This window comes from Serratia plymuthica (assembly GCF_018336935.1).
GTDB lineage: Bacteria > Pseudomonadota > Gammaproteobacteria > Enterobacterales > Enterobacteriaceae > Serratia > Serratia plymuthica_B.
In genome coordinates this window covers 3,507,626-3,522,813 of record NZ_CP068771.1, presented here as the reverse complement: position 1 = coordinate 3,522,813, position 15,188 = coordinate 3,507,626, and the positions used below count along the sequence as shown (strand labels likewise).

Genomic DNA, 15,188 nt, shown 5'->3' with positions numbered 1-15,188 from the left:
CCCTCCTGCAGCAATACTTACTCTGATGAAAACGACTTGAAGTCGATTTTTGAATATCCCATTAGGAGGGATTATGAAACTGATGCGTACCACCGTCGCCAGTATTGTGGCAGCGACTTTCTCCCTGACCGCCGTGTCCGCGTTCGCTGCTGCTAGCCTGACCGGTGCAGGTGCGACATTCCCCGCTCCGGTGTATGCCAAGTGGGCAGATTCTTATCAGAAAGAAACCGGCAACAAAGTTAACTATCAGGGGATCGGTTCCTCTGGCGGCGTGAAGCAAATCATCGCCAACACCGTTGACTTTGGTGCCTCTGATGCCCCGTTGTCTGATGAAAAACTGGCGGCTGATGGCCTGTTCCAGTTCCCTACCGTGATCGGCGGCGTAGTGCTGGCCGTTAACATCCCGGGCATCAAATCCGGTGAGTTGACTCTGGACGGTAAAACGCTGGGTGACATCTACCTGGGCAACGTGAAGAAATGGAATGACCCTGCAATCACCAAGCTGAACCCGGGCGTCAAGCTGCCGGATCAGAATATCGCCGTGGTACGCCGCGCCGACGGTTCAGGCACCTCTTTCGTGTTCACCAGCTACCTGTCTAAAGCCAACGCGCAGTGGAAAGAGAAAATCGGCGCAGGCTCTACCGTTAACTGGCCAACCGGTCTGGGCGGCAAGGGCAACGACGGCATTGCCGCGTTCGTACAGCGTCTGCCTGGCTCCATCGGCTATGTTGAATACGCTTACGCCAAGCAAAACAACCTGGCTTACACCAAGCTGATTTCTGCCGACGGCAAGCCGGTCAGCCCGACTGAAGAGAGCTTCAGCAACGCGGCTAAAGGCGTGGACTGGAGCAAAACTTTCGCTCAGGACCTGACTAACCAGAAAGGCGAGGGTGCATGGCCAATCACCTCCACCACCTTCATCCTGGTGCACAAAGAGCAGAAAAACCCGGCTCAGGGCGCAGAAGTGCTGAAGTTCTTTGACTGGGCGTACAAAACCGGCGCCAAGCAAGCCAACGATCTGGATTACGCCTCTCTGCCTAACGAAGTGGTTGAGCAGGTGCGCGCAGCATGGAAAACCAACGTAAAAGACAGTTCCGGTAAAGCACTGTACTAAAGAACGCAGGGGCGCGGGGACACCGCGCTCCAGCCTATTTTGCAGGGCTCACCCATTGAGCTCGCCAGGGTTAAAACAGAGAGTGATCTATGGCTGAGTATAAGCCGACCATCAAAGCACCGAGTAAGAATGGTGATGTCATCTTCAGCGCGCTGGTTAAACTGGCGGCGCTGATTACCCTATTGTTGCTGGGCGGCATTATTGTTTCGCTGATTTTCGCCTCCTGGCCGAGCATGCAGAAATTCGGCTTCTCCTTCTTGTGGACCAAAGAATGGGACGCGCCTGCCGAGCAGTTCGGTGCGCTGGTGCCCATCTACGGCACCGTCGTCACGTCGTTGATTGCCCTGATTATCGCCGTACCCGTGAGTTTCGGTATCGCGCTGTTCCTGACCGAGCTGGCACCAAACTGGTTGAGACGCCCACTGGGCATCGCGATCGAGTTGCTGGCGGCAATCCCGAGTATCGTTTACGGCATGTGGGGGCTGTTTGTGTTCGCCCCGCTGTTTGCCCAATATTTCCAGACCCCGGTCGGCGACGTGTTGTCCGGCATTCCGATAGTCGGCGAGCTGTTCTCCGGCCCGGCGTTCGGTATCGGTATTCTGGCTGCCGGGGTGATCCTGGCGATTATGATTATTCCTTACATCGCTGCGGTCATGCGCGATGTGTTCGAACAAACCCCGGTGATGATGAAAGAATCGGCTTACGGTATCGGCTGCACCACCTGGGAGGTGATGTGGCGTATCGTGCTGCCGTTTACCAAGAATGGCGTGATTGGCGGCGTGATGCTGGGACTGGGCCGCGCGCTGGGGGAAACCATGGCGGTGACCTTCATCATAGGTAACACCTACCAGCTCGACAGTGCTTCACTGTATATGCCGGGCAACAGCATTACCTCTGCGCTGGCCAACGAATTCGCCGAAGCGGAATCGGGCGTGCATACCGCCGCGTTGATGGAGCTGGGCCTGATTCTGTTTGTTATCACCTTTATCGTCCTGGCGCTGTCGAAGTTGATGATCATGCGTCTGGCCAAAAACGAGGGGCGCTAACGTGGTGACTATGGAAATGCAAAACGACCTGACGCTGTTAGAAAGCCGCCGCAAAATGCAGGCCTGGCGTCGCCAGAAAAACCGACTGGCGCTGTTCCTGTCGATGGCGACCATGGTATTCGGCCTGTTCTGGCTGGTGTGGATCCTGTTCTCCACCGTGACCAAAGGCATCGACGGCATGTCGTTGGCGCTGTTCACCGAAATGACGCCACCGCCGAACACGGCGGGCGGCGGCCTGGCCAACGCCATCGCCGGCAGCGGCTTGTTGATCCTGTGGGCCACCGTGTTCGGTACGCCGCTGGGTATCATGGCCGGCATTTACCTGGCGGAATACGGCCGTAAATCCTGGTTGGCGGAAGTCATCCGCTTTATTAACGACATTCTGCTGTCGGCGCCGTCGATAGTCGTGGGCCTGTTCGTCTACACCATTGTGGTGGCGAAAATGGAGCACTTCTCCGGCTGGGCCGGGATCATCGCGCTGGCGCTGCTGCAGGTGCCGATCGTAATCCGCACCACCGAGAACATGCTGAAGCTGGTGCCGGATACGCTGCGTGAGGCGGCTTACGCGCTGGGTACGCCGAAATGGCGCATGATTTCTGCCATCACGCTGAAAGCCTCTATCTCCGGCATTATCACCGGCGTGTTGCTGGCCATTGCGCGTATCGCCGGCGAAACCGCACCGCTGCTGTTTACCTCGCTGTCGAATCAGTTCTGGAGCACCGACCTGATGCAGCCGATCGCCAACCTGCCGGTCACCATTTTCAAATTCGCCATGAGCCCGTTCGCCGAATGGCAACAGCTGGCCTGGGCCGGGGTGCTGTTGATCACCCTGTGCGTACTGTTACTGAATATCCTGGCGCGTGTGGTTTTCGCCAAGCAGAAGCATTCATAAAATTTTGAGCGCTGCCGTGGCGGCGCTGATGAAAAGAGAGAAGTCTTGATGAGTATGGTTACTGACGCTTCCAGCAGCAAAATTCAGGTACGCGATCTGAACTTCTACTATGGCAAATTCCATGCGCTGAAAAACATCACGCTGGACATTGCCAAGAACAAGGTCACCGCGTTTATCGGCCCGTCCGGCTGCGGCAAATCCACTCTGCTGCGTACTTTCAACAAAATGTATCAGCTGTATCCCGAGCAGCGTGCTGAAGGTGGCATCCTGTTGGATGGGCAGAACATTCTGACCGATAACTCGGATATCGCTCTGCTGCGCGCCAAGGTCGGCATGGTGTTCCAGAAACCGACGCCGTTCCCGATGTCGATTTACGACAATATCGCCTTCGGCGTACGTCTGTTTGAAAAGCTGTCGCGTGCCGACATGGATGAGCGCGTACAGTGGGCGTTGACCAAAGCGGCGTTGTGGAACGAAACCAAGGACAAGCTGCACCAGAGCGGTTACAGCCTGTCAGGCGGCCAGCAACAGCGTCTGTGCATCGCTCGCGGCATCGCCATTCGCCCAGAAGTGCTGTTGCTGGATGAGCCTTGTTCGGCGCTGGATCCGATTTCCACCGGCAAGATTGAAGAGCTGATCAGCGAGCTGAAAGCCGACTACACCGTGGTGATCGTTACCCACAACATGCAGCAGGCCGCGCGTTGCTCTGACTCCACGGCATTTATGTATCTGGGCGAACTGATCGAGTTCAGTGATACTGATAACCTGTTCACCGCGCCACAGAAAAAACAGACTGAAGACTACATCACCGGCCGCTACGGTTGATTACGGGAAACCCAAATGGACAACCTGAATTTAAATAAACACATTTCCGGCCAGTTCAACGCAGAACTTGAGCACATCCGTACCCAGGTGTTGACCATGGGCGGGCTGGTGGAACAGCAACTGACCGACGCCATCACCGCGATGCACAATCAGGACGGCGAACTGGCCAAGCGCGTTATTGAAGGTGACGCCAAGGTCAATATGATGGAAGTGGCGATCGACGAAGCCTGCGTGCGCATCATTGCCAAGCGTCAGCCGACCGCCAGTGACCTGCGCCTGGTGATGGCGATCATCAAGACCATCTCCGAGCTGGAACGTATCGGCGACGTGGCGGATAAAATTTGCCGTACCGCGCTCGAGAAATTCTCGCACCAGCATCAGCCGTTGCTGGTCAGCCTGGAGTCGCTTGGCCGCCATACCGTGCAGATGTTGCATGACGTGCTGGACGCCTTTGCGCGTATGGATCTGGATGAAGCTATCCGGATATACCGCGAAGACAAGAAGGTCGATCAGGAGTATGAGGGCATTGTCCGTCAGTTGATGACGTACATGATGGAAGACACCCGCACTATTCCAAGCGTGCTGACTGCGCTGTTCTGCGCCCGTTCCATCGAGCGTATCGGCGACCGTTGCCAGAACATCTGCGAATTTATTTTCTACTTCGTGAAAGGTCAGGATTTCCGCCACATTGGCGGCGATGCGCTGGAAAAACTGCTGTCTGCCGACGGCAAAGAAGAGAAAAAAGAGTAATTTTCCCCGCGAGTTACTCCCCGGAAGGCGCAGAAAACTGCGCCTTTATGCCATTCAAAGCCCTTAAAGATAAAAAGGTTATAAATATAGCTTTTTATATTATTTCCTGACCTAAGTGGCTCTTGCTAGCTTATCAGCCAGCAGGACATCACCCACTTAGGAGCTTTTCATGAAACATCGCGCTTTGGCCTTAACGTTGTTAGCCAGCCTGACCAGCCTCGCCACCGGCGCCGCACATGCGGACAAACTCGACGACATCAAAAAAGCCGGCGTAGTGCGTATCGCGGTGTTCGACAGCAACCCGCCGTTCGGCTATATCGATCCGCAAAGCAAAAAGTTGGTCGGTTATGACGTTGATGTCGCAGACGCGATCGGCAAAGCGCTGGGCGTAAAGGTTGAGCTGCGCGCCACCAATCCGGCTAACCGCATTCCTTTGCTGGTATCCAAGAAGGTCGATTTGATCGCCGCCAACTTCACCATTACCGATGAGCGCGCCAAGGAAGTGAACTTCAGCGTGCCTTATTTCGCCACAGGCCAGAAATTTATCGCCCGTAAAGGCGTGCTGAAAACCCCGGAAGACATTAAAAAGCTGCGCATCGGCGCGGATAAAGGGACGGTGCAGGAAATCACCCTGCGTGAACATTACCCGACCGCAAAAGTGATCTCTTACGACGATACCCCGCTGGCCTTTGTGGCGTTGCGTAACGGTAACGTACAGGCGATCACTCAGGATGACGCCAAGCTGGTTGGCCTGCTCGGCAATCTGCCGGCGGCGCAGAAAGCCGATTTCGAGATCTCACCGTTCAGCATCACCAAAGAGTACCAGGGGGTCGGTATTCCAAAAGGTGAAGATCGCCTGACAGCCAGCATTAACGACACGCTGATCAAGCTGGAAAAAGATGGCGAAGCGGTTAAGATCTACGACCGCTGGTTCGGCCCTGAAACCAAAACCGCCCAACCGCGCGGCGATTTCAAGATCGCGCCTTTGGATCAACAGCCAAAAGCCTGACGATCTGGAGTGCCGGGATCTGAACGGAGGGGCGCAGCTTGCTGCGCCCCTGATGCATTTGGCAAAACAAGGATTGAACATGAATTTGGACTGGCTGCTGGCGCCTCAGTATCTGGGCTGGTTATGGGATGGCTTCCTGCTGACGCTGTGGCTTTCAGCTTGCGCGAGCCTGGCGGCCACGCTGTTGGGCTTGATACTGACGGCGATGCGCGACGGTAGCCTGCGCCCGTTGCGCTGGCTGGCGGTGGGCTACAGTTCGTTGTTTCGCAATACGCCGCTGTTGGTACAGCTGTTCTTCTGGTACTTCGCTGCCGGTCAGATCCTGCCTTCCGCCGCCATGCAGTGGCTGAACACTTCGCATCAAATTGGGCCAATCGCCTGGCCGTCGTTCGAATTTCTCGCCGGCTTCTTTGGCCTGACACTGTATTCCACCGCCTTTATCGCCGAAGAGATCCGCTCCGGCATTCGCGGCGTCGCAGGCGGGCAAAAATACGCCGCCAATGCGCTGGGGCTGACCGGCTGGCAGGCCATGCGTTACGTGGTGCTGCCGCAGGCGCTGAAAATTGCCTTTCCGCCGTTGTTGGGCCAATACATGAACGTGATAAAAAACTCGTCGCTGACCATGGCGATCGGCGTTGCCGAACTGTCTTACGCCTCGCGTCAGGTGGAAACCGAAACGCTGCGCACCTTCCAGGCGTTCGGCGTCGCGACGGTGTTGTACATCGCCATCATTGCGTTGTTGGAAGGCTGGGGCATGTGGCGGCAGCAGCGTAAACCCCTGGGAGGGCACTAACATGGATTTCAGCGTTATTTACGACAACCTGGGGTATTTGCTGTGGGGCACCTGGCCGAATGGGCCGTTGGGCGGCGCGGCGTTGACGCTGGCGATCAGCCTGATGGCCGGCGTAGCTTCGGCTGTCCTCGGCACGCTGCTGGGCGTGGCGTTGGCGATGTCGCGCGGCGTAGCCGCCGGGCTATTGGCTGCGGTGCTGGGTTTTTTCCGCGCGATTCCGGTGATCATGCTGATTTTTTGGACTTATTTCTTGCTGCCGATCCTGTTTGGCGTGGATATTCCGGAGATCACCACCGTGGTATGCGCACTGGCGCTGATCGCTTCGGCCTATCTGGCCCATGCGGTGAAAGCAGGCATTGTCGCCATTGGCCCCGGCCAGTGGCAGGCCGGTTTGTCGCTGGGGCTGACCCGCTGGCAAACGCTGCGCATGATCGTGCTGCCGCAGGCGTTGCGCATGATGGTGCCGTCGTTTATCAACCAGTGGATTTCCCTGATCAAGGACACCTCGCTGGCTTATATCGTCGGCGTCAGCGAACTGACCTTTCTGGCAACCCAGGTCAATAACCGCAGCATGGTGTACCCGATGGAAGTCTTCCTGTTTGTCGCCTTGGTGTACTTCGTGTTCTGCCTGGCGCTCGATCTGCTGGCCAACGCGGTCAACCGCCGCCTCAGCCCGCAGGCCAGGGCAATAAAACGCTCCTGGCGCTGGTGGCGCAACAAACCGCCGCTGCCGGCGAGTTGATCGGGGCCGATTAACGGGTCAACCGCCAGCCGCGTTCTCGCCATAACGCCGGGAGTTGGGCCAGGTCGTTAAACGGCGTTACCAGCGGACTTTCGATAGGCGGGTTGTGCGGATCGGCGCAGAAGTAAAACACCGGAATACCGGCGGCGATCCCGGCCTGAGCACCGGCGGCGGAATCATCCACCAGAATGCAGCGTTCAATGGGGACCTGCATTTTTTCGGCGGCGTGGAACAGGATCGCCGGGTCCGGTTTCCAGCGCTGGATGTCATAGCCGCTGAATAACCGGTCATCAAAATAGTTCAGCATGCCGGTCAGGCCGAGCGAGTGCTGCATTTTGCTGACCGGGCCGTTGGAGACGGTGCACATCGGCACGGCTACCTGTGCCAGCAGCTCGCGTGCACCGGCGATCTCCTGCAGCTCGCTGTCGAACAGGCGAGCCACTTCCCGGCGGTATAAGGGTTCCAATTCCTCTTTCGGCAGCGCGACGCCGTGTTCCGCATTAACCTGCTCGATGATCTCGTACAGTTTTATTCCTTTGTATTTCCTGAACATCTCTTCCAGCGACAGCTGAAGGTCATAGTGGGCGAACATATGTACATAGGCTTTGCTGCACAGCACTTCGCTGTCTACCAGCGTGCCGTCGCAATCAAACAAAATGCAGTCGATTTGATTCATCAGGATAAGCGTCCTTCGGTTAAGCGGCGATAAAACCACTTTAACCGCATCAGGCAAGATTGCGACTCCTTAATCCACTTTGCCGATGATTATCAATAAATACAGTCCGTTGACTACTTTGGCCGTAAAGACGGCGAAAAAAACCTGTGATCGGCATCAAAACCCTGACTTTTTGTCATATACCCGGCATACTTGAAACCGCATCTGTGTTGGCTGCGAGCGCTCACCCCAGTCACTTACTTGAGTAAGCTCTTGGGAATTCGCGTTCTTGCCGCCGTGATGCGAGTCCAATTATTTTGGTTATAGAATAGCGGCGACTGTCCATTTCCCTCTTCGGAATTCTGATAATGAGCAAACCAGTATCTGGCCTTGACGTTGAGCAAGGCTTGCTTGGGCGCGTGTTTAAACTCAAGCAGCATGGAACCACGGCGCGTACGGAAACGATTGCCGGTATTACTACCTTTTTGACCATGGTGTATATCGTGTTCGTTAACCCCCAGATCCTGGGCGCGGCGGGCATGGATACGCAGGCAGTGTTCGTAACAACCTGCCTGATTGCCGCTTTCGGCAGCATTTTTATGGGTTTGCTGGCTAACCTGCCGGTCGCGCTGGCGCCGGCGATGGGGCTGAATGCGTTCTTCGCCTTTGTGGTGGTTGGCGCGATGGGCATTTCGTGGCAGGTCGGCATGGGCGCTATTTTCTGGGGCGCCGTCGGTTTGTTGCTGCTGACCATTTTCCGCATCCGTTACTGGATGATTGCCAATATTCCGATGAGCCTGCGGGTGGGGATCACCAGCGGCATCGGCCTGTTTATCGGCATGATGGGGCTGAAAAACGCCGGTATCGTGGTGGCCAATCCGGAGACTCTGGTCACCATCGGCAACCTGACCTCGCACAACGTGCTGTTGGGCGCGCTGGGCTTCTTTATCATCGCCGTGTTGTCCTCACGCAATTTCCATGCGGCGGTACTGGTTTCTATCGTGGTAACCACTCTGATCGGCTGGGCGCTGGGCGATGTCAAATACGGCGGCCTGTTCTCCATGCCGCCGAACATTACTTCGGTGGTGGGCCAGGTCGATCTGGCAGGAGCATTGAACATCGGTCTGGCCGGGGTGATCTTCTCCTTCATGCTGGTTAACCTGTTCGACTCTTCCGGCACCCTGATTGGCGTGACCGACAAGGCTGGGCTGACCGACGACAAGGGCAAGTTCCCGCGCATGAAACAGGCGCTGTATGTGGACAGCATCAGTTCGGTCGCCGGTTCGTTTGTCGGCACCTCTTCCGTCACCGCGTACATTGAAAGCTCTGCCGGCGTATCCGTTGGCGGCCGCACCGGCCTGACTGCGGTGGTGACCGGTATTCTGTTCCTGCTGGTGATCTTCCTGTCGCCGCTGGCGGGCATGGTGCCGGCTTATGCCGCCGCCGGCGCGTTGATCTACGTCGGCGTGCTGATGACATCCAGCCTGGCGCGCGTGAAATGGGACGATCTGACCGAGGCGGTGCCGGCGTTTGTCACCGCGGTGATGATGCCGTTCAGTTTCTCGATCACCGAAGGCATCGCGCTGGGCTTTATTTCTTACTGCGTGATGAAGCTCGGCACTGGCCGCTGGCGTGAAATCAGCCCGTGCGTGGTTGTCGTGGCGCTGTTGTTTGTGCTGAAGATTGTCTTTGTGGACGGTCATTAATACGACCAGGGCCGACGTTGGCCGGCCCTGTTATCTATGCCCCTGGCGTCGCGTCCGGCGCCTGATCCAATACCCACTGTAATGGCCGTTTGAAACGCGCCTGCCAGCCGCCTTCCGCGTTCTCCCCTTGGGGAAAATGCAGCGCCTCCACCTGATTGTTCTCGCTGAAAAGATTGGCGAAGTGCAGCGCCAGCGCCTGATCGCTGAAGTTTTGCCGATCGTAGTACGCCACCACCACCTTTTTGTGCGCCGCCAGCGATTGCTGCGCCGGTTTGATCCCGCCATTGGGGGCGATCAGCATTGCGCCGGCATAATACTGCGGATACCTGCTCAGCAGATTGGCGGCATGCAATGCCCCTTGTCCGCGGGCCGTGAGGTAGATCTTTTGCGGGTTAAGTTTTAATTCTTCCTGCGGTCGCAGGGCCTGTTGAATGGCGCTCTGGGTGCTTTCCTCGCTGTAATTCGACCAGCGGAAGCTGTTTTCCGACAGCATCTGGGTGCCGTTGATTTCGATATAGGCGACGCCCATTTCACTGAACAGCAGACGTTCTTCCGGGCTGATATTGGCGCCTTTGCCGTAGCCGTGCAGGAACACCACCGTCGGCCATCCTCCTGACGGAGGTGCGCCCTCCGGTATGGCGTAACTGGCTTTGCCTTCGAATAAATGGGCGTGCTGGAGGTAGCGGGCTTTGGTGGCGGCGAGGATCGACTGATAGGTGGCGCGGTGCTGGATGCTGTTAAAGGCGTCGTCTTCGAGCAACGTGTAGTAATACCACAACCCACGATTGGCGCTCAGTTGCAGATAGCGTTCGGCCAGCTCTGTCTGGCCCTTTTCAGCCGAAGAGGCCGCTAACTGATAGGGTGCCCATATGTTGCGTTCGTCTTCGCGCATCAGCGTTAAATAAAGCGACATGGCCCCGATTTTCTTGTCTTCGTGACTTTGGGCGGTACGCGGCAACTGGGTGTTCAGCGGGCTATGTACAGGCAGCTCAATCGGCTCTTCCCCGGCGGGATAACGCATTTCTGCGGCGAGCAAAGGTCTGGTGAGCAAAGCCAGTAATGAGGCTAAAATAAAAAAATACATAATTGCATAACTTTATTTTTTAATGAATTAGATGTTTTTTTCTTTTTGGAATAGCGCCTTCAGCCTATTTTGTGACCGAAGGCGTCAAAAACAGAATTTACTTCAGGCGGCGGATATAGTCGCTGAATGCGGACAGCTGGCCGGTCAGGAAATCCAGCGTGCCTTGTTCGATCAATTGCCCGGCCTGCGCATCCACTTTATTCTGGATGACTCCGCCCATAAACTCCGGCTTGTTCATCACCATGGCGTCGAGGAATACCAGAATTTGACGCAGATGATATTGGCAGCGCGCGCCGCCAATCGGCCCCATAGAGCTGGTCTGAATCGCTACCGGTTTACCCGCCAGCGGCTGGTTCGGCAAGCGGGATAGCCAGTCGATGGCATTTTTCAACCCACCCGGCACCGAGTAATTATACTCCGGAGTCACGATGATCACGCCGTCAGCCTGACGGATTTGCGCGGCGATAGCTTCAACCGAGGCGGGGAAACCTTCATCTTGTTGCACATCGGCATCATACAGCGGGATATCACGGATAGAGGGAAGCGCTTCGATGATCACGCCCTGGGGGGCGAGGTCAGGCAGCGCACGGGCCACCATGGCATTGTAAGAGCCTTTGCGCAGGCTGCCGAGCAGGGTGACTATTTTTAAGGCTTGGTCTGACATGGTGATTCTCCCTTTCGAATGAACAGATTCAGCTTAGAACACCTGCCGATAGTAGGCCAAACATGGCGGTGAAAATAGCCAATTTCTGCATATTTGCCTGCCTTTACAATTTTATTCAGAAATTAATAGGTTAAAGAAAGTTTTATCTTGCCTTCTTCGCCATAAACCGTCGATGTCAGCGGTGATGGGTCAGGCTGGTCAGCTTTACAAAGCGGGTGGAGATGGCGGGGGTGCGAGATGAAATCTCGCCGTACTTCTGCAGACCTTTGTGCTCTTCGTACTGCCAGCACATTAGCCGGTCAAGGCTGGATTCATGTGCGCAGGCCCAGCTCAGGTACTCGTCGGCATCGCTCATCACCTGAACCTGGGGCGTGGCGCTGGAGCGAAGATGGCCGGAAAAAGGATGCAGCAGCAGCGTTGATTGCCCGCTATTTCCCAGACCGGAAAGTTTCAACACGCTCTGACGAATGCTCCACAGCTGGGTTTCCGCTTCCAGCCGATCGTATTGTGCGCTGATCCAGGCGGTCTCTGCCGGTGACTGATATTGGTGTTGCAGTTTTTTTTGCTGACCGCCGCGCGCGCGCATGACCTCTATATCCAGCCCTACCTTGCCTTCATTGCTGAGCAGGACGCCTACCGTATCGCTGGCATAGGCCAGGCTGAAATCAGGCAGATGGTGGTCGGCAAAACAGGGGCGTCCGGTGGGGGTAGTGGCTATCTGTGGCAGTGTCGGCAGGCCATAAAGATAAAACATCATCTCGGCGAGCAGGATGCGTCCCTGAAGGAAACGCTGGCGGCGTTTAGCGGAAAAAGCCGCGGTCGCGGTCAACACCTCGACGGATAATCTGTGGGTATCCAGGGCGGCGCTAGCGGGGATCCATCGGGCAAAATGACACGCCATTGTTCACTCCATGACAGAGAGGTCTCTGATAACGCTGGAGTGTTAGATTAAGCATAAGTCGCGGATTTATCATTAAAAAACAGTATGAGGTTTATCCTATTTATCCGTTTTTTGAATGTCATTGTCCGGTGCCGCGTCACTCCACCATTGTATCAGCGAGGCGTTGGGCGTCAGATCAAAATGCGGTTTGCCGAGCAAATGATTGAGGATGCGGGCAGAGCGCCAGGCCATCAGGCTCAGGCCGCCTTCAGCGCTGCCGTGGCTGTGGATACCGGCATTCACCGCATAAATCCGGTTCCGCTCCGGCCCTTGCCACTCAAGGTTAAAATCCGGTAACAGCGGCAGGTGCTGTTGATTGTCGAAGGGGATACGCGGCAACAGCGGTTTCAGGCAGGAAGGCAGCGAAGGACGGTAGCCGGTCGCTAAGATGACCATATCGGCATTGAATCCTTCCTGACGATTTTCCAGGCCATGCCGGGCACGCAACTGGAAATCTTTTCCCGTTGGCTCTATCGCCAACAGCGTTCGATGCGGCAACAGGCGTACGTTACGGGTCTGATGCATTACGTCAAAACGCATGTACAGCTCGCGATACAGAGTACGCAGCGTATGGTTGCTGATGCCGTCGGCGGGCAGCTTCTGCGCCTTGATTTCCCGCTCGCGGATATCTTGCGGCAGCGTATAGAAATAATCGACGTATTCCGGGGTGAAGTACTCATTGGTGAAGGCGGATTCATCCAGAGGTTGGAAGTTGGGCCGGCGGGAAAGCCAGTCCAGCTGCGCCGGTTTTCCCCAATGCCCGCGCAGCGCATTGAGGAAAATGTCGGCGCCGCTTTGGCCGCCTCCCACCACCATAACCCGTTTGCCGGTAAGATCCGGATTGCGGAGGGCGATCTCTGCGGCATGCAGGCAATTTTCCCCCAGAGCCGGGTAGAACTCATCGGGGATCCAGGGGTCGTGGCCGGTGCCCAGACAGATGTTTTTTGCCCACAGGGTTTGGTTGAGGGTACGGACTTCAAACAGCTGCTGGTCATCGTCAAAATCAATGCTTTCTACCGACTGCGAAAACTGTAGCCCATCTAATCTATCGCAGGCCCAACTTAAGTAGTCCGAAAACTCTTCACGGCTGATAATTTGCTGCTCGGTGATCAGAAAGCGGTAAATTTTTTTCTGCTCGACCAGATAATTGATAAATGAAAACTGGCTGCGCGGTGCAACGGCGGTCACTAAGTCCTGCAGCACGTAAGTCTGCATATAAGCCGAGGGTAGCAACATGCCGGGGTGCCAGCGAAAGCTGGCGTTGCGATCGAGAAAGGCATACTTCACCTCACCGCTTTCAAAGGCCATGGCCGCCAGGCTGAGATTGAATGGCCCCAGGCCGACGCCCAGTAAATCCAATGGGTTGTTCATTTATGCTTATGTCTCCCGGCAAAAATCGCTGAGATAAGCTTAGGCTAATTTGGGCGGACAAAGGGGAAACGGCGAAGGGATGGGGGGATGCGGGTGCCGTTTCCAGCACCCGCTGCCGATTATTTTCCGATGCAGAAGCTGGAGAAAATGCGCCCCAGCAGGTCATCTGAGGTAAATTCGCCGGTGATTTCACTCAGCGCTTGCTGCGCCAGACGCAATTCTTCGGCCAGCAACTCCCCCGCGTAAGCGCTCACTAACTGCTCTTTGCCCTCGACCAGATGCTGGGCCGCTTGTTCAAGCGCCTGCAGGTGGCGACGGCGCGCCAGGAAGCCGCCTTCCATATTGCTGGTGAAACCCATGCTCTGTTTCAAATGATCACGCAGCAGGTCGATGCCTTCGCCGGTGCGCGCCGAGAGGCGAATAAGTGAGTGACCATTCACTTCTGTCATGCCCAGCGTTTCACCGGTGATATCGGCTTTGTTGCGCACCACGGTGATCGGCAGGCTGTGTGGCAGGCGTGCCATAAACTCTGGCCAAATCTCTGCCGGTTCGGTCGCGGCGGTGGTGGTGCCGTCAACCATAAACAGCACGCGGTCTGCCTGTTCAATCTCGTTCCACGCACGTTCGATGCCGATGCGCTCCACTTCGTCGCTGGCTTCACGCAGGCCGGCGGTGTCGATGATGTGCAGCGGCATACCGTCGATGTGAATATGCTCGCGCAGCACGTCGCGGGTGGTGCCGGCAATGTCGGTGACGATCGCCGCATCGCGGCCGGCTAACGCATTGAGCAGGCTTGATTTACCGGCATTTGGCCGCCCGGCGATCACCACCTTCATCCCTTCGCGCAGCAGGCTGCCCTGACGTGCCTCGGCACGTACGTTATCCAGATCGGCCATCACGCCGTTGAGCTGCGCTTCGATTTTACCGTCAGACAGGAAGTCGATTTCTTCATCGGGGAAGTCGATCGCCGCTTCCACGTAGATTCGCAGGTGAGTGAGTGCTTCCACAAGCTGGTGGATGCGGAGGGAAAACGCCCCCTGCAATGAGTTCATTGCGGAACGCGCCGCCTGCTCGGAGCTGGCGTCGATCAGATCGGCAATGGCTTCCGCCTGCGCCAGATCGAGTTTGTCGTTGAGGAAGGCGCGCTCGGAGAACTCGCCGGGCCGCGCGATGCGCACACCGGGCAGCGCCAGAACGCGTTTCAGCAGCAGATCGAGGATTACCGGCCCGCCGTGGCCTTGCAATTCCAGCACGTCTTCACCGGTAAACGAGTTTGGGCCGGGGAACCACAGAGCGATGCCCTGATCCAAGGTGGCGCCTTCGGCGTCGCGGAACGGCAGATAATCGGCGTATCGTGGCTTCGGCAATTTGCCAAGCAGGGCCTGGGCGGCGTCTTTTGCGCCACGGCCGGAAATACGCAGAATGCCGACGCCGCCGCGTCCCGGCGGGGTGGCTTGGGCTACGATGGTATCGGTAGTGCTGCTCATATACCCTTTATCCTTCAAGTTGCAGCGGTGTTGGCTGCCTTCTCTTACCCCGGTCACCTGGCTTACCAGGCTCTCGGGGACGCGTTCAGTCGCCGCCTACCTGCAAGCTT

At 56.6% G+C, this 15,188-nt stretch carries 15 protein-coding genes; 9 read left to right on the top strand and 6 right to left on the bottom strand.

The genetic code is table 11. From position 1 onward, the window contains the following. Positions 1-73: 73 nt before the first annotated feature. From pstS to JK621_RS16390, 8 genes are all read left to right on the top strand, one after another. Positions 74-1,114 (top strand): phosphate ABC transporter substrate-binding protein PstS, encoded by a 1,041-nt coding sequence (pstS, locus tag JK621_RS16425; RefSeq protein ID WP_212556881.1) that lies wholly within the window; start codon positions 74-76, stop codon positions 1,112-1,114. 89 nt (positions 1,115-1,203) lie between these two features. Then, on the top strand, positions 1,204-2,160 hold the full coding sequence (pstC, locus tag JK621_RS16420) for a phosphate ABC transporter permease PstC (protein ID WP_212556880.1): 957 nt from the start codon (positions 1,204-1,206) through the stop codon (positions 2,158-2,160). A gap of 1 nt (position 2,161) precedes the next feature. Further along, positions 2,162-3,052: a phosphate ABC transporter permease PstA gene (gene pstA / locus JK621_RS16415; protein WP_212556879.1), complete on the top strand. Its 891-nt coding sequence runs from the start codon at positions 2,162-2,164 to the stop codon at positions 3,050-3,052. A gap of 54 nt (positions 3,053-3,106) precedes the next feature. Continuing rightward, positions 3,107-3,877, top strand: a complete 771-nt coding sequence (pstB, locus tag JK621_RS16410) for a phosphate ABC transporter ATP-binding protein PstB (protein WP_016929614.1) — start codon at positions 3,107-3,109, stop codon at positions 3,875-3,877. A 15-nt stretch (positions 3,878-3,892) separates the two neighbouring features. Continuing rightward, entirely contained in the window at positions 3,893-4,627 is a 735-nt protein-coding gene (gene phoU / locus JK621_RS16405) for a phosphate signaling complex protein PhoU (RefSeq protein WP_013815073.1), read from the top strand. Between the two features lie 169 nt (positions 4,628-4,796). Beyond that, on the top strand, positions 4,797-5,636 hold the full coding sequence (locus JK621_RS16400; RefSeq protein ID WP_004950512.1) for an ABC transporter substrate-binding protein: 840 nt from the start codon (positions 4,797-4,799) through the stop codon (positions 5,634-5,636). Positions 5,637-5,715: 79 nt separating this feature from the next. Continuing rightward, positions 5,716-6,429 (top strand): amino acid ABC transporter permease, encoded by a 714-nt coding sequence (locus JK621_RS16395; RefSeq protein WP_212556878.1) that lies wholly within the window; start codon positions 5,716-5,718, stop codon positions 6,427-6,429. Position 6,430: 1 nt separating this feature from the next. After that, positions 6,431-7,171, top strand: coding sequence for an amino acid ABC transporter permease (locus JK621_RS16390; protein WP_212556877.1), 741 nt, complete (start codon positions 6,431-6,433; stop codon positions 7,169-7,171). A gap of 10 nt (positions 7,172-7,181) precedes the next feature. Here the strand turns inward: JK621_RS16390 and yieH are convergent, their stop codons facing one another. Continuing rightward, positions 7,182-7,847, bottom strand: coding sequence for a 6-phosphogluconate phosphatase (gene yieH / locus JK621_RS16385; RefSeq protein WP_212556876.1), 666 nt, complete (start codon positions 7,845-7,847; stop codon positions 7,182-7,184). A gap of 347 nt (positions 7,848-8,194) precedes the next feature. Here yieH and JK621_RS16380 point away from each other — a divergent pair, with 347 nt between their 5' ends. Further along, positions 8,195-9,532 (top strand): NCS2 family permease, encoded by a 1,338-nt coding sequence (locus JK621_RS16380; protein ID WP_212556875.1) that lies wholly within the window; start codon positions 8,195-8,197, stop codon positions 9,530-9,532. 34 nt (positions 9,533-9,566) lie between these two features. Here the strand turns inward: JK621_RS16380 and JK621_RS16375 are convergent, their stop codons facing one another. The 5 genes from JK621_RS16375 to mnmE form a co-directional block, all read right to left on the bottom strand. Next, positions 9,567-10,616 carry an alpha/beta hydrolase gene (locus tag JK621_RS16375; protein ID WP_212556874.1) on the bottom strand — a complete coding sequence of 350 codons (1,050 nt, stop codon included), beginning with the start codon at positions 10,614-10,616 and terminating at the stop codon, positions 9,567-9,569. A gap of 97 nt (positions 10,617-10,713) precedes the next feature. Then, positions 10,714-11,280, bottom strand: a complete 567-nt coding sequence (locus JK621_RS16370; RefSeq protein WP_126486190.1) for an NADPH-dependent FMN reductase — start codon at positions 11,278-11,280, stop codon at positions 10,714-10,716. Positions 11,281-11,455: 175 nt separating this feature from the next. Beyond that, positions 11,456-12,181, bottom strand: a complete 726-nt coding sequence (locus tag JK621_RS16365) for a 4'-phosphopantetheinyl transferase family protein (RefSeq protein WP_212556873.1) — start codon at positions 12,179-12,181, stop codon at positions 11,456-11,458. Positions 12,182-12,277: 96 nt separating this feature from the next. Next, on the bottom strand, positions 12,278-13,591 hold the full coding sequence (locus JK621_RS16360; protein WP_212556872.1) for a lysine N(6)-hydroxylase/L-ornithine N(5)-oxygenase family protein: 1,314 nt from the start codon (positions 13,589-13,591) through the stop codon (positions 12,278-12,280). Between the two features lie 119 nt (positions 13,592-13,710). Next, positions 13,711-15,078, bottom strand: coding sequence for a tRNA uridine-5-carboxymethylaminomethyl(34) synthesis GTPase MnmE (mnmE, locus tag JK621_RS16355; RefSeq protein ID WP_212556871.1), 1,368 nt, complete (start codon positions 15,076-15,078; stop codon positions 13,711-13,713). Positions 15,079-15,188: the final 110 nt, after the last annotated feature.

Bases quoted from the DNA above. Each gene is read 5' to 3' on its own strand.
- pstS (WP_212556881.1), top strand. From the start codon at position 74: ATGAAACTGATGCGTACCACCGTCGCCAGTATTGTGGCAGCGACTTTC.
- pstC (WP_212556880.1), top strand. From the start codon at position 1,204: ATGGCTGAGTATAAGCCGACCATCAAAGCACCGAGTAAGAATGGTGAT.
- pstB (WP_016929614.1), top strand. From the start codon at position 3,107: ATGGTTACTGACGCTTCCAGCAGCAAAATTCAGGTACGCGATCTGAAC.
- phoU (WP_013815073.1), top strand. From the start codon at position 3,893: ATGGACAACCTGAATTTAAATAAACACATTTCCGGCCAGTTCAACGCA.
- JK621_RS16400 (WP_004950512.1), top strand. From the start codon at position 4,797: ATGAAACATCGCGCTTTGGCCTTAACGTTGTTAGCCAGCCTGACCAGC.
- JK621_RS16395 (WP_212556878.1), top strand. From the start codon at position 5,716: ATGAATTTGGACTGGCTGCTGGCGCCTCAGTATCTGGGCTGGTTATGG.
- JK621_RS16390 (WP_212556877.1), top strand. From the start codon at position 6,431: ATGGATTTCAGCGTTATTTACGACAACCTGGGGTATTTGCTGTGGGGC.
- yieH (WP_212556876.1), bottom strand. From the start codon at position 7,847: ATGAATCAAATCGACTGCATTTTGTTTGATTGCGACGGCACGCTGGTA.
- JK621_RS16380 (WP_212556875.1), top strand. From the start codon at position 8,195: ATGAGCAAACCAGTATCTGGCCTTGACGTTGAGCAAGGCTTGCTTGGG.
- JK621_RS16375 (WP_212556874.1), bottom strand. From the start codon at position 10,616: ATGTATTTTTTTATTTTAGCCTCATTACTGGCTTTGCTCACCAGACCT.
- JK621_RS16370 (WP_126486190.1), bottom strand. From the start codon at position 11,280: ATGTCAGACCAAGCCTTAAAAATAGTCACCCTGCTCGGCAGCCTGCGC.
- JK621_RS16365 (WP_212556873.1), bottom strand. From the start codon at position 12,181: ATGGCGTGTCATTTTGCCCGATGGATCCCCGCTAGCGCCGCCCTGGAT.
- JK621_RS16360 (WP_212556872.1), bottom strand. From the start codon at position 13,591: ATGAACAACCCATTGGATTTACTGGGCGTCGGCCTGGGGCCATTCAAT.
- mnmE (WP_212556871.1), bottom strand. From the start codon at position 15,078: ATGAGCAGCACTACCGATACCATCGTAGCCCAAGCCACCCCGCCGGGA.